The organism is Mucilaginibacter sp. (assembly GCF_028288205.1).
GTDB lineage: Bacteria > Bacteroidota > Bacteroidia > Sphingobacteriales > Sphingobacteriaceae > Mucilaginibacter.
The window spans coordinates 1-14,293 of record NZ_JAQBOD010000003.1; the positions used below are offsets into that span (position 1 = coordinate 1).

The 14,293-nt window shown below is 38.5% G+C and carries 14 protein-coding genes and 1 tRNA gene; 8 read left to right on the top strand and 7 right to left on the bottom strand.

From position 1 onward, the window contains the following. Window positions 1-228 precede the first annotated feature (228 nt). A tRNA-Arg gene (locus tag JWR23_RS00150) sits at window positions 229-302 on the bottom strand. A 415-nt stretch (window positions 303-717) separates the two neighbouring features. On the opposite strand from JWR23_RS00150, the gene JWR23_RS00155 reads away from it, so the two are divergent. Further along, window positions 718-1,578 (top strand): N-acetylglucosamine kinase, encoded by an 861-nt coding sequence (locus JWR23_RS00155; protein ID WP_299511401.1) that lies wholly within the window; start codon window positions 718-720, stop codon window positions 1,576-1,578. A 136-nt stretch (window positions 1,579-1,714) separates the two neighbouring features. Here JWR23_RS00155 and JWR23_RS00160 read toward each other — a convergent pair whose 3' ends face one another. After that, complete coding sequence (locus tag JWR23_RS00160) at window positions 1,715-2,404, bottom strand: NUDIX domain-containing protein (RefSeq protein WP_299511404.1); 690 nt, start codon at window positions 2,402-2,404, stop codon at window positions 1,715-1,717. A gap of 126 nt (window positions 2,405-2,530) precedes the next feature. Here JWR23_RS00160 and pfkA point away from each other — a divergent pair, with 126 nt between their 5' ends. The 3 genes from pfkA to gap are packed head-to-tail and all read left to right on the top strand — an operon-like array spanning window position 2,531 to window position 5,367. Beyond that, a complete protein-coding gene (gene pfkA / locus JWR23_RS00165; protein WP_299511407.1) occupies window positions 2,531-3,517 on the top strand; it encodes a 6-phosphofructokinase in 987 nt (328 codons plus the stop codon). Beyond that, entirely contained in the window at window positions 3,517-4,365 is an 849-nt protein-coding gene (locus JWR23_RS00170) for a hypothetical protein (RefSeq protein ID WP_299511410.1), read from the top strand. Before pfkA ends, JWR23_RS00170 begins: the two co-directional genes overlap by 1 nt. Window positions 4,366-4,371: 6 nt before the next feature. Then, window positions 4,372-5,367: a type I glyceraldehyde-3-phosphate dehydrogenase gene (gene gap / locus JWR23_RS00175; RefSeq protein ID WP_299511413.1), complete on the top strand. Its 996-nt coding sequence runs from the start codon at window positions 4,372-4,374 to the stop codon at window positions 5,365-5,367. Between the two features lie 96 nt (window positions 5,368-5,463). Here the strand turns inward: gap and JWR23_RS00180 are convergent, their stop codons facing one another. Then, entirely contained in the window at window positions 5,464-5,850 is a 387-nt protein-coding gene (locus tag JWR23_RS00180; protein ID WP_299511415.1) for a YtxH domain-containing protein, read from the bottom strand. A 213-nt stretch (window positions 5,851-6,063) separates the two neighbouring features. Continuing rightward, window positions 6,064-6,258, bottom strand: coding sequence for a cold-shock protein (locus tag JWR23_RS00185; RefSeq protein ID WP_299497811.1), 195 nt, complete (start codon window positions 6,256-6,258; stop codon window positions 6,064-6,066). 180 nt (window positions 6,259-6,438) lie between these two features. Between JWR23_RS00185 and JWR23_RS00190 the strand changes: the two genes are divergently transcribed. Continuing rightward, window positions 6,439-6,798, top strand: a complete 360-nt coding sequence (locus JWR23_RS00190) for a hypothetical protein (RefSeq protein WP_299511417.1) — start codon at window positions 6,439-6,441, stop codon at window positions 6,796-6,798. A gap of 117 nt (window positions 6,799-6,915) precedes the next feature. Here JWR23_RS00190 and JWR23_RS00195 read toward each other — a convergent pair whose 3' ends face one another. Continuing rightward, entirely contained in the window at window positions 6,916-8,052 is a 1,137-nt protein-coding gene (locus JWR23_RS00195; RefSeq protein ID WP_299511420.1) for a sensor histidine kinase, read from the bottom strand. A 253-nt stretch (window positions 8,053-8,305) separates the two neighbouring features. Here JWR23_RS00195 and JWR23_RS00200 point away from each other — a divergent pair, with 253 nt between their 5' ends. Both JWR23_RS00200 and JWR23_RS00205 read left to right on the top strand, forming a co-directional pair. Further along, the gene (locus JWR23_RS00200; protein WP_299511425.1) at window positions 8,306-8,962 is read left to right on the top strand and encodes an HAD family phosphatase; all 657 of its coding nucleotides are present in this window, start codon (window positions 8,306-8,308) and stop codon (window positions 8,960-8,962) included. 143 nt (window positions 8,963-9,105) lie between these two features. Beyond that, window positions 9,106-9,870: a hypothetical protein gene (locus JWR23_RS00205; protein ID WP_299511428.1), complete on the top strand. Its 765-nt coding sequence runs from the start codon at window positions 9,106-9,108 to the stop codon at window positions 9,868-9,870. Between the two features lie 73 nt (window positions 9,871-9,943). On the opposite strand, the gene lysA is transcribed toward JWR23_RS00205, so the two are convergent. Together lysA and JWR23_RS00215 are read right to left on the bottom strand one after the other, a co-directional pair. Beyond that, window positions 9,944-11,104 carry a diaminopimelate decarboxylase gene (lysA, locus tag JWR23_RS00210; RefSeq protein ID WP_299511431.1) on the bottom strand — a complete coding sequence of 387 codons (1,161 nt, stop codon included), beginning with the start codon at window positions 11,102-11,104 and terminating at the stop codon, window positions 9,944-9,946. Between the two features lie 164 nt (window positions 11,105-11,268). Next, window positions 11,269-12,579 (bottom strand): aspartate kinase, encoded by a 1,311-nt coding sequence (locus JWR23_RS00215; protein ID WP_299511434.1) that lies wholly within the window; start codon window positions 12,577-12,579, stop codon window positions 11,269-11,271. A gap of 94 nt (window positions 12,580-12,673) precedes the next feature. Here JWR23_RS00215 and JWR23_RS00220 point away from each other — a divergent pair, with 94 nt between their 5' ends. Continuing rightward, window positions 12,674-14,086: a phosphoglucomutase/phosphomannomutase family protein gene (locus JWR23_RS00220; RefSeq protein ID WP_299511437.1), complete on the top strand. Its 1,413-nt coding sequence runs from the start codon at window positions 12,674-12,676 to the stop codon at window positions 14,084-14,086. Window positions 14,087-14,293 lie beyond the last annotated feature (207 nt).

Here is a 14,293-nt window from a genome sequence, read left to right on the forward strand (position 1 = left end):
AAGAAAAAACTTACTCGCTTCTTCAGGTTTGCCTTTTTCTTCCATGCCCATACCTTGAAGACAGAGTTTGACTACATTATTGCTTGGATTGAATTCCATTTCCTAATATTTACTTGTTAGTTATTATCAAAGTCAGTTTAAATGAATTTGGATGAAACAAAGAGCAACTAATCCATAATAAAAAAACCGTAAGCTCAACATACGTTGAACTTACGGTAAGTGATTCAGTGATCCCATCTGGATTCGAACCAGAGACCTACTGATTAGAAATCAGTTGCTCTATCCAGCTGAGCTATGGGACCATCGCAAATTATTTTTGCGGTGCAAAGATGCAAAAAACTGCTTAAAAATAAAGTACAAAAATCAACTTACTGTTTTATGGTATAATGCCAATTTGCAAAATTGATGAAATTCTCCCAATCATAAGCAGTTAAGTTGTGCACCCCTTCTCGTATTTCTGGCAGGATATAAGCGGTAATTCATCATCATTCTGCGCAAATAATTTGCTAATAGTGTCATTGTAAATTAGGCAATATTTGTATGCTTTTAACATAAATTTAATAGGATATTGGTGTTAATTATATTAAAGTTAGTGTAATATTTACAATTAGCTAATAAACGCATTTTTGACAGCGTATTAAAAACGGTAATTTTTTTATATGCATGTATTCTAATTACGATAAGAAGTTATACATTTAGCGATTAAATTTAAATTATATGATAATAATTGCTGACGGAGGCTCCACAAAAACCAATTGGTGTTTGCTTACTGAGGATGGTAAAAAAGTATATTTTAATACTGAAGGGTATAACCCATACTTTTCAAGTATAGAATACATTATTAATTCGCTGCATGAAAGCCTGCCCACTGATTTGGAGATAGACAAAATAACTGAAGTTGACTATTACGGTGCAGGCTGCTCTACCGAAGAAAAGCGTAAACAGGTAGAAATCGCCATGAGCGCGGTGTTTACCAGCGCAAAAGTAAACATAGGGCATGATCTGCTTGCTGCTGCAAGAGCTTTGTTAGGTAACGGCCCGGGCTTTGCTGCCATATTGGGTACCGGTACCAACACTTGTTTGTATGACGGTAAAAATATTACTAACAACATCGACTCTGGCGCTTATATATTAGGCGATGAGGGTAGTGGCTGCTACATAGGTAAAAAGTTATTGACTGATTATTTAAGGGGATATATGCCTGAAGTTGTACGTTCGCTTTTTTGGGATACTTACAAGCTAACACCTGATGATATTAATGAAGAGGTTTATACTAAACCACTTGCCAATCGTTTTTGTGCCGGGTTTAGCAAATTTGTTTATGATAATAATGTACATATAGAGTACTCACGCAACCTGGTAAAAACTTCGTTCGAGGATTTTTTCAAGAACCTGGTAACTCATTATCCTGATTATCAAAAATATACTTTTAACTGTATTGGTTCTGTTGGTTACAACTTCCGCAATGTTTTGGAAGAAGTTGCTACAGAAAACGGAATGGTGGTTGGCAATATTATACGCTCGCCTATAGATAACCTGGTAAAATACCACATGGAAGCTGCAGCAACCAAGGTTTAGATAGAAGCAAGAATTAAGAGTCAAGAATTAAAGACGCGGGTTATCCGATTTTTGGTTCTTGGCTTTTTTGGATAAAAAAAAGATGCAGGTTTAATAACTGCATCTTGCATCTTGATTCTTGGCTCTTGTATCTCCCTCACACACCCATTTCGTTCTGAAATATCTTTGAGTATTTGCGCCTGTCAAACTTATAGAGTTTAGCTGCGCGGTATGATACACCTTTTTGCTTTTCAACCAGTTCCTTCAAAAAGCCATAGCTCAGCATTTTTTTGCGGAAGTTGCGTTTATCAAGTTTCTTGTTTAAAATAGCCTCGTATAGTCCCTGTAGTTGGGTAAGTGTAAATTTTTCAGGTAACAAGTCAAAGGCAATAGGCTGGTAATTTAACCGCCTGCGTATTTTGCCAAAGCCGTTATTAAATATTTCTGTATGGTCAAAAGCAAGCCTGGGCAAGTTATTAACAGAGTGCCATATAGCCTTTTTAGCGTAATGACTTATTGGCCTTAGCTCTTTTTGCCCGTTAATGCGTATCAATGCATAATAACCCACCGTTATTACTCTTCCCTGGGGGTGGCGGTTTACTTCGCCAAACGTATGGAACTGCTTCATAGGCAGATCTCGCAAACCGGTTAACTCATATAATATACGGTCGGCTGCGTCGTCCAGGCTTTCTTCCTGTTTTACAAAATAGCCGGGTAAAGCAAGCCAGTCTTTAAACGGCTCTTCGTTGCGTTCAATCAATAATATTTTAAGTTCTCCTGCGTCAAACCCAAAAATTAAACAATCTATTGAGAATACGGAATCGATTGTGGGTAATTTTTCTTCCAAACGGCGTTATAATTAAGTTTATAATTGTTAAGACTATGCTTATAATCATCAAAAATAAATAAAAATAAATTTAATGGTGTAATTTTCACACCTTATATTCGTGCAAAATTTTTTTGGTAAAGACAAATGCATAAAATTTCTAAACTTGGGGTACTTACATCAGGCGGCGATGCACCGGGAATGAACCCCTGTATACGGTCGGTTGTAAGAACGGCTATATATAACAACTTAAATGTTGTTGGTATACGGCAGGGCTATAAGGGGATGATTGAGAATGATATGTATGATATGGATACCCGTTCTGTAAGTAATATATTGAACCTTGGTGGTACCATTTTAAAAACGGCCCGTTGCCTGCCTTTTCGTACAGATGAAGGCATGGAAACAGCTTATCAAAACTTAAAAGCACGCGGGATCGATGCTTTAGTAGTTATTGGCGGCGATGGTACTTTTACCGGAGCATTGCGTTTTTCGCAAAAATATCCGGATATAGCCGTAATGGGTATACCCGGTACAATTGATAATGATCTGTATGGCTCAACATACACTTTAGGATTTGATACTGCCACAAATACTGTTATTGAAGCAATTGATAAAATACGTGATACCGCCGATTCGCACGATCGGTTATTTTTTATTGAAGTAATGGGCCGCGATTCGGGCGCTATTGCTTTACGCGCAGGTATATCATGCGGTGCCGAAGCTATTTTGCTTCCCGAAAAATCAACAGCAATTGATGATCTGATCAAGCAATTAAAAGATGGCCAATCAAAAAAGAAATCGTCAAGCATAGTTATTGTTGCCGAAGGTGATAAAAGCGGCGGTATTTATGATTTGGCCAAAGCGGTCCAAAAAGAAGTTAAAAATTACGATATAAAGGTTACCGTACTGGGCCACCTGCAAAGAGGGGGGAGCCCAAGTAGCTTTGACCGTATACTGGGCAGCCGGTTAGGCTTTGCCGCGGTTAACGCTTTAATTGCTGGTCATAGCCAAAAAATGGTGGGCCTTGAGGCTAATGATATTAAAATAACCCCACTTGACGAAGCGCTTAGTCATCATGATTTTAAGCTGGAGGCCGATCTTTTACAAATGGTGGAGGTACTTTCCATATAATGATAGCTGTTGTATATAGCGGATCGAACAATGCTGACTGGCGACTGTCTGATAAAGGAAGAACTATTGCTTCTTTTAAAACAAATGGCATCAATCCTTATTTTATTGACGAAAAGCACATCATACAACTACTTAATAAAAATATAAACCTGATACATCATGCCGAAGAAGTAAAACGTATTTACTTTTTTGGTGCCGGTTCTTCGTCTACAGAATTAAAGGCGGTTGTTTTTAATGCGCTTTCCACGTTTTTTAAGTTTGCTAAGATTACTGTTGCCCATGATATTGACGGAGCGGCTATTGCATGCTGCCGAAACAATCCCGGTATTATTGGTATATGCGGCAGCGGTTCAAACGCGGCATGGTATGATGGTAAGAAGGTAAAACCTAATAACTACGGGCTGGGATATATATTAGCTGATGAAGGCTCTGGTAATTGGCTGGGCAAGCAGTTAATAAGAAGCTTCATGAACGAAATGTTACCTGAGAACCTGAGAAAAAAATTTGCCCACAAGTATGAAGCAGATCGAAAAACACTGCTTGAAAAAGTTTATCGCCAAAAACAGACAGCATTATATTTAAGTTCATTCAGCGAATTCTTTATAGAGAATAGTGATGACCAATATCTGAAGAGCGTCATAAAAAGTGGTTTCAATAAACTAATAACCACATACTTGCTACCTTTACACAAACAATACCCGCAAGCGCCTTTACATTTTGAAGGCTCGGTAGCTTTCGCTTTCCAGGATTATCTGCGTGAGACGGCCGCCGAAGCCGGTCTTGAAATTACGGGCATTATAAAAGAACCTATAAACAATCTATTAACGTATTATTCAAATAAAAATTAAAAAATCATGAAAATAGGAATTAACGGTTTCGGCCGTATTGGCCGTCTGGCATTTAGAGCTGCAATTGAAAGATCAGACATTGAAGTTGTTGGTATTAATGACCTGGTTGAGCCTGATTATATGGCTTACATGTTAAAGTACGATTCAACTCACGGTCCTTTTAAAGGCACTATTGCTGTTGAAGGCGGGCATTTGGTTGTAAACGGTAAAACTATACGTGTAACTGCCGAAAGGGATCCTGCTAACCTTAAATGGGGCGAAGTAGGCGCAGAGATAATTATCGAATCAACCGGCTTGTTTTTAACTATCGAATCAGCCCAAAAACATATCGATGCAGGTGCCAAAAAAGTTGTAATGAGCGCCCCCGCTAAAGATGATACCCCTACATTTGTAATGGGTGTAAATCATAAAAGCTTAACCGCTGCACATACCATCGTATCAAACGCGTCATGTACCACTAACTGTTTAGCGCCAATTGCTAAAGTGTTAAATGATAGCTTTGGTATTGAAGAAGGTTTAATGACTACTGTACATGCTGTTACAGCTACCCAAAAAACGGTTGACAGCCCTTCGGCTAAAGACTGGAGAGGCGGCCGTGGTGCTTACCAAAATATTATCCCTTCATCAACAGGTGCTGCTAAAGCGGTTACTTTGGTGCTTCCTGAATTGAAAGGAAAATTAACAGGTATGTCATTCCGTGTTCCGGTTGCCGACGTATCTGTAGTTGACTTAACTGTTCGCTTGAAAAAAGGCGCTTCTTACGAAACCATTAAAGCAGCTATGAAAACTGCATCAGAAGGTGAACTAAAAGGAATTTTAGGTTATACCGAAGATGACGTTGTATCTGAAGATTTTAAAGGTGATGCACGCACATCAATATTTGATGCTAAAGCAGGCATAGCTTTGAATGATAACTTTGTAAAAGTAGTATCATGGTATGATAACGAATGGGGCTACTCAAACAAATTGATCGATTTAGTTCAGGAATTAGGTAAATTGTAATTAACCTAATTGTTATAAAATAGCAAAGCCCCCGAGTTATCGGGGGCTTTGCTGTTTTATAACCTCAAAGTTCCCCCTTCAGGGGGCGGAGGGGGTTTATGCCTGTTGTATAGAATCATTCACATCATTAGACGCGTTTTTTACTTTTGACTTGGCATTATCAACCTGGTTTTTTGCTGATTCTGCTATATCATCAGCGTGCGATCTTACTTTATCGCTAACGCCATCCCTATAATTATACAGGTCGTTAACAGCCTCGCTATATTTTGATTTTACTTTGTCTGCAACATTATTGCCATAATCTTTCAGATTATCAGTTGCAGATTGTGCTTTATCCTTTGCTTTGCCTACTGCGTCGTTTATAAATTCGCCCAGGTTGCTTCGGGTTGCTTCACCGGAATCGGGGGCCAATAATAATGCTATGGCAGCACCTGCTGCGGCTCCTGCTAACAGGGCGGCAATAATTTTTGCTTGATCTTTCATATGCTTTTCATTTTTGTAGCTATGGGGTATAATGCAACAACAGTGCCAAAGGCTCAGCCTAATTCATCTTGAAATGCGATAAAATACAATGTATTAATAACCAGTTCTTTGTAATAAATGCCTCTTTAAGGCAACGGGTTAAAGTGAGGACAAAAAAAAACATCCGCCAATTGGCGGATGTTTTTGAATACGTTTAAAATGATTATATTATAATTAAATAACCTTTACATTTACCGCATTTAAGCCTTTTCTACCATTTTCGATCTCAAACTCAACTTTATCATTTTCACGGATCTCATCGATTAGGCCTGTTGAATGAACAAATACATCCTGACCACCATTGCTTGGTGTAATAAATCCGAATCCTTTTGTTTCATTAAAAAATTTTACTGTTCCTTCTTTTTGCATTATTTTAAATATTAAAGCACAAAGGTAAGTATAATTATCTAAACCGAATGCAATGCTTAAGTAATTATCCGGTTTGTGAGAATAAGAGGCTCCATCGGAACCCCCTACTAGTTTACAGTTAAATAATTGACTGATAAAACGCTATAATTCGTATTTTTGTTAGGTACTAAATTTATAAAAATGAAAAAATTTATCCTGCTTGCTGGCCTTGTTATGGGTATCACCGTTATATCTTTTGGTCAAACTACTATTACTGCAAAAGAAGCAGCCAAACACTTAAATGAGAAGGTAACCGTTTGCGACCAGATTTTTGGCGGGAAATTTTTAAGCGGATCAAACCTAACCTTAATTGATGTTGGCGGCAGTCATCCAAATGAATTACTTACCTTGATTATTAAAGGTGATGACCGTAAAAAGTTTAAAACAGCGCCAGAAGAAGACCTGAAAGGTAAAAAAGTATGTATTACAGGACAGGTTATCGACTATAAAGGAAAACCCGAAATTGTAATTACCGATCCGGAACAAATAAAACTACAGTAGCTTATCTGAACCGCTGATTTTATGAGTTGTGGATTATTATTATTTTATACTGAAGCGACAAGCTGGTATTTTTGACTAATGACTAATGACTAATGACTAATGACTAATGACTAATGACTAAGCTACGATAGCCAAATGGTTATTAATGGTAGTTTCAGAATCTTTAACAATCTCTCTTATTTTAAGGTCCAATTCTTTTACGGTTACTTCCATCATATCAAAATAATCCGGACTGCTATTTTGCTCCATTTTAATTAATGCCATAATGCCCAGTAATGAAGCCACCGGCCGCCTTAACTCATGCGATTGAATGATGGCTATACGTGTTAAAGCAGCATTCTGTATATTGATCTGGGCTTCCTGAAGTTTACGTTCTGTAATGTCGGTAGAGTTTAATGCTACGCCAATAACTTTTTTTGCACTATTTTTAACAGGTATAAATTCCAGCTCTTTCCAGCTATCAAACTTTGTACCCGGCCTCATGTGCCATTCTACCTTAATAGTTTTACCTGCAAACGCGTTCTTAAAATAGTTTGCAAATGTTTCAACCGCTTCTCTATCTGCATATTCCAGAACCGAGATGCCGGGTTTAATGGTTTTACCATAAGCGTTACGCACAAAAGCAGTCGATGCCCTGTTGAAAGCCATTACTTCTAATTTGCTATTTACTAATATATGGGTGTCTTTAGTACTGTTAAAAATAGCATTCAACTTTAACTCCGACTCTTCAATAAGTGTATTTTGCTTTTGCGAATGTTCCTGCTGCCGTTGCATGTTATTCAGCGTATGATTCAGTTCCATTAAATTCATTACTTGTTTTGAAAGTACTTTTAATGAATTTTGCTGCAGCTCAGTTAACTCGCGCGGCTCAAAGTCAATTACGCATAAACTGCCTATAGCATACCCGTCGGTTGTAGTTAAAGTAGCACCTGCATAAAAACATACAAAAGGTTCGCCTATAACTAATGGGTTATTATTAAAGCGTTCGTCAAGGCGGGTGTCGTTCACTATCAATAAGTTATTCTGTAGTATAGTGTGATTGCAAAGCGATACTTCGCGGGCGGTACAATCAATGTCAACTCCCTTACTTGCTTTAAACCATTGTGTATCTTCATCAAGCAAGGTGATAAGGGCCACCGGCATATCACATATTTGCGTCGCAAGGTTTACAATTTCATTAAGATCAGTAGTAACTGCGGCGTCTGGTTGTTTAAACCTGCTTACGGCATTAAGGCGGTAAAGTTCTTCACTCATGTTAGTTGCGGTAAAGGTAAGGTGCATTATATGCGTTCAATATTATTAAAAAATTATGCAGTGAAATTTAGGATTCAGGTAACTTTTATGGTACAAGTATTTATTTTTAGCTATTAATTAAAGCTATAAACAAAACTGTTATTTTAATTACGTTGGCATGAGCCAAAAAGGTTGCCTTTAAAGCTATTTTAAAATACTTTTGCGGCACGATGAGCAATCGCCGCTATGTTATTTACTAATATTATATAATTTAATGAAAGCTTTTATTTTCGACCTGAACGGTACCATGATTAATGATATGGAACATCATACCCGGGCATGGATGCAACTGTTAAATGATGAATTGGACGGGAACTTTACCTGGGACGAAGTAAAACAACAGATGTATGGCAAAAATCCCGAAGTGCTGGTACGTATGTTTGGTCCGGACCGTTTTACTTTGGATGAAATGAATAACTTGTCGCTTGAGAAGGAAAAGCAATACCAGCAAGTTTTTTTACCACACCTTAAACTATTACCCGGCCTGGCCGAATTTTTAGAAAAGGCTTATCATGGAAATATACCCATGGCAATTGGGTCGGCAGCTATACCGTTCAATATTGATTTTGTGTTGGACAATCTTAATATACGCCACTACTTTAAAACCATTGTAAGCGCGGATGATGTAGTATTGAGTAAACCACATCCCGAAACTTATTTAAAGGTGGCAGAGCGCTTGCAGGTACCTGCTACAGATTGTATAGTGTTTGAAGATGTACCCAAAGGTGCAGAAGCAGCAGCAAATGCCGGTATGAAAACCGTTGTAATTACTACAACACATGAGCAACATGAGTTTGCCCATTTAAAAAATGTGCTGTATTTTTCTGATGATTTTACAGGCGGTTTTTTTGAGAAGCTGGTGAACGACTGAATTTAGCGATGTATCGGAGTGTTGCAGCATGTAGCGGGGATGCACAACGCAACACCTGCCTGGCTTACCTATTTATCGATAATAATATTGATAATAAATAGTTGGTGTAGTGTAATAACCTGTATTTTTAAATATACATGCCTATGAAATTTAAAATCCTTATTACGATAAGCTGCCTGTTTTTACTAAGTGCCTGCACACATGTCTATTCGCCGGCGCTTTATCATCAGGATATTGCCTATCAGCCAAAGCCTGCATCGTTTGATACAGAAAAAGCAGCCAGCTATATTTCGGCAGGGCTAAATACCTATACTAACACCAATTTAAATGATGCAGTTGTAAGTGGCCAGCTTAATTTAAGCCGCGGTTATGTTTTTGATAATTTTAATATTGCTTATGGCGCTTTTGGTGTTTTAGGCGATTATCAAAATGGATCATCTGATCAATCGAAAGCAAATTATTTTAATGACAAGTTTTTTGGCGCTGTTGGCGGCAGGGCATCGATCAATGCTTATGTTCACAGCGACCGGGCAGATTTTAGGTTTATTGGCTTAGAAGCAGCCTACAGTCATGAATTTGGCGATTATGCCACTTATAGGCAAATGCTTCAAAACCAGGGCGGCTATTACGTGGATCCGCGTACAGATCTGTTCACTATAGGCTTAACTACCGAGGTAATATTTCATAACCAAAATAATAATGATTTTGAGCATGGTATACGTGGTTTTTTAGGAACAACTGTTGGTCATAATAATTTAAACGATACCTATTATAAAGACGAAACGGCAACAACCAGGATGTTTCGCAGCCTGTTCCCCAAAGCCAGTTATTTTATCAAATACAAAGATTATTTTGGTACAATAGAAGCCGGAAACGCTATTTTTTTACGGGTAGGGTATAAGTTTTAAATGTCTTGACACGATTTAATGATTATTATGATTTCAAGATAAAATCATAATAATTAAATCTTATAAATGGTGTTCAGACAGAATATACGCTCTGCACCCTATCGCGCAAGTTATAGCTTGATGCCATTACCTCGCCATATGCACCTGCTGTACGTACTGCTATTAAATCGCCGCGAAATGATTCAGGCAGATCAACATCTTTTCTAAAGCAATCGGTGCTCTCACAAATTGGCCCTACAACATCATATTTTAAGTCTTGAGTTTCGAGTTTTGAGTCTTGAGTTAGATTTTCTATCACGTGATAGGCCTGGTATAGCATTGGTCGTATCAGTTCGGTCATACCAGCGTCTAATACCAGGAAATTCTTTTTTTGCCCGTTTTTAACATACAGCACTCTTGATATAAGCGAAGCGCTTTGGGCAACCAGCGCACGGCCCAGCTCAAAATGAACTTCCTGGCCAGGCTTTACATTTAAAAAATCTTTAAATACTTTAAAGTAGCTTTCAAAATCACTTATGGAGTTAGTATCCGGGTTATGGTAATCAACCCCTAAGCCACCGCCTGTATTTAATACTTTTACCTGGAAACCATGATCCTCGAACCAATCCTGCATCTCGTTTATGCGGATACAGAGGCTTTTATAAACTTCCATATCAGTTATCTGCGAGCCTATATGAAAATGGATGCCTAAAAATTGCAGGTTAGGGCAGGCGCGCAGGGCTTCGGCAACATCATGTAACTGCCAGGTGTTAATGCCGAATTTATTTTCGTCAAGCCCGGTAGTAATAAAATGGTGCGTATGTGCGTCAACATTAGGGTTAATGCGGATAGCTACCTTAGCTGTTTTGTTTTTGGCTTTCGCCAGATCATTTATAATGTGCAGCTCTTGTACAGACTCTACATTAAAGCAAAATATATCGGCATCAAGTGCAAGGTTTATTTCTTTGTCTGACTTACCTACACCTGCAAAAACAACATTCTGTTTACCAAAGCCATGTTCAATGGCTGCCTTTACCTCGTTGCCGCTCACACAATCGGCACCAAAACCAAATGATTGGATCATATCCAGCACTTTAGGGTTAAAGTTAGCCTTCATGGCATAATGTACATGAAAACCATACTTAACCGAAGCGGTATGGCAAGCCTCCAATGTTTGGCGAAGCACCCCCATATCATAATAATAAAAGGGGGTTTCTATAGATTGAAAACGGGTAACGGTATCTGGATTGAACATTGTCTTTACGTCATTGCGAGGAACGAAGCAATCTCTGCTCTTATAAGGCATGAGGATAATTTCATTCTTGTGGTAATTTAATTTGTTTACCGCTTTGCGATCTTCGACAATCTCTTTTAGCTTATGTAGAGATTGCTTCGGTCCCCGCAATGCGGTTTAATTTTTTAAAATAATCGGCTATGCAAACTTCTTAAAGCTTCCACCTTATCCACTGTTTTAACTAAAACAGATAAATTATGGTCACTGCCACCGTAGGATATCATTCGTAGTGGTAAATGCTTTAAAGAGTCTAACACACGCGAGCCAAAACCATGCTTATCGGCCGCAAAATCACCAACTACACAAACAATGGTAAGGTCTGTATCTACTTCAACATCGCCAAAAGCTTTTAACTCATCTAATATCTCGTCTAAATGTGTAGTATCATCAATAGTTAATGATACCGCAACTTCTGATGTAGTGATCATATCTATTGATGTTTTATAACGCTCAAACACCTCGAACACACGGCGCAAAAAGCCATAGGCTAACAGCATACGGCTTGAGTTTATTTTAATGGCAGTTATACCATCCTTTGCAGCTATTGATTTGATCTGATTCTTTTCGCTTTCGTTGGTTATCAAGGTGCCTTTAGCTTGCGGATCCATTGTATTTAACAGGCGCACCGGTATTTTATACTTTTGCGCCGGGAACACACTTTGCGGGTGCAATATCTTAGCACCAAAATAAGCAAGCTCGGCAGCTTCATCAAATGATAGTTGGGCAATTGGCCTGGTACCTTTCACAATCCGCGGATCGTTGTTATGCATGCCATCAATATCGGTCCATATCTGTACTTCTTCGCTGCGTATACCTGCACCAATTAATGATGCGGTATAATCACTTCCGCCACGACGCAGGTTATCAACTTCGCCATAGGCGTTGCGGCAAATATATCCCTGGGTAATAAAAAGATTATTATCAGGTGCTTTTTCCAGTAAAGGTGTAAGGTGTGAGGTGATATAATCAACCTCGGGCTCATTATCTTCATCTGTTTTCATAAATTCCAATGCAGGCAATAAAACAGATGGTACACCAATTTCTTTTAAGTATACATGGTATAGGGTGGTTGATAATAATTCGCCTTGTGCTAAAATTATCTTCTCTTCAATCGAAGTAAACAAATCATTAGCCAAACCGCTTAATAACGAAAAATGATAATCTATAACTTCTTTACCCTGGGCTAAAAACTCGGATTGGGCAAACAGCTCATTTATAAAAACCTCGTACTTATCTTTTAAAACAGTAATTAATTGTGCCGCCTTATCCTTATCGCCGGCCAGGTAAGCCTGGCCAATTTCTACTAAACTGTTTGTTGTGCCCGATACGGCCGATAATACTACGATCTGTCTTTCACGAGCATCAATAATATCCAGCAAATTCTTCATTCGCTCCGGGCTACCTACTGATGTTCCTCCAAATTTTAAAACTTTCATTTTTTGTTTCTGTTTACCACAAATGATTGATATTCTTGTATCAAGTTTGAGGCGCCTAAATTAGGATTTTAACTACTATATATCATATACAAAAATGACAAAAATAAAATTTGGTACTGATGGCTGGAGAGCTATCATAGCGGATGATTTTACGGTTGAAAACGTAAAACGTGTTTCGTACGCCACTGCATTATGGCTAAAAGAGAATTTTAAAGATCCTTCGGCAGTTGTAGGGTGCGATCCGCGTTTTGCCGGTCCGTTGTTTGCTGATACCACCGCAAGGGTATTGGCATCGCAAGGTGTGAAGGTTTTCCGTGCCGAAAACTCGTTCGTTTCTACCCCGATGATATCATTAGGAACGGTACGCAAACATGCATCAGCAGGTATAATTATTACCGCGAGCCATAATCCTCCATCATACAATGGTTTTAAAATAAAAGCCGACTTTGGCGGCCCCGCTGTACCATCTGATATTGAAAAGGTAGAAGCCAGGATACCAGATACGCTTGAACTCAGCTTAAAATCATTGATCGAATATCAAAAAGATGGCTTAATAGAATATATAAACCTGGAGGACATGTATGTTGCCCATGTTGAAAATAATTTCGACCTGGAAGCTATACGTACCTGCGGATTGGGCTGGGCCTATGACGCCATGTACGGTGCCGGGCAAAATGTAATGCGCCGCCTGTTCCCTGACATTACTTTTTTGCACTGCGATGCCAACCCGGGCTTTGATGGGCAGGCACCAGAACCTATACAACGTAATTTAACCGAATTTGAGGATATTATTAAGTTATCAGAAGGCGAGATTGCTTCGGGCTTAGTTACTGATGGTGATGCCGACCGTATTGGTTTGTATGACCAGAATGGTACGTTTGTAGATTCGCACCATATTTTGTTGCTACTTATTCACTACCTGTATAAAGTTAAAAAGGAAACCGGCGAAGTTTACTCAACCTTCTCTTGTACCAGCAAAATACAAAAGCTTTGCGATGTTTATGGTTTAAACAATACGGTAACCAAAATTGGCTTTAAATATATTTGCGATTTGATAGTAAACTCGGGCAAACCATTTTTGGTTGGTGGCGAAGAATCTGGCGGCATTGCTGCCGTGGGGCATATCCCCGAGCGTGATGGTATCTGGATAGGGTTAATTATATGGGAGTTTATGGCCAAAACCGGCCGCAGCTTAAGCGACCTGGTACAGGAAATTTATGACATTGTAGGCAAATTTGCAGTTGAGCGTTATGATCTGCACGTAACCGAAGAATTGAAACAACAGATCATTAACAAAAGCAAAACCGGCGTATATAGCAGCTTTGGAAATTTAAAGGTTGTAAAAACTGATGATATGGACGGCTTCAAATTCTTCTTTGAAGATGAAACCTGGGTAATGATACGCCCATCAGGAACAGAACCGGTACTTCGCGTTTATGCCGAAGCGCCAACCTCTGCAGACTCATTTAAAATACTTGATGTGGTTAAAGCTGTTTTATTAGGATAAGGCTAATTCACTCATTAAAAGGCTTGCTACCGGCAGGCCTTTTTTGTGATTATTAAAATTAAAGAAATAAGATGTTTTACTCAAAATATCACAAAAACATACTTATAAGTATGTTTTTAATAATATTTGAAGCATTGATTTGGTAGATGTTGAAATATTCTTTTACTTTACATCAGGTTATTTTAATAGGGGTATTAAATAGCTATA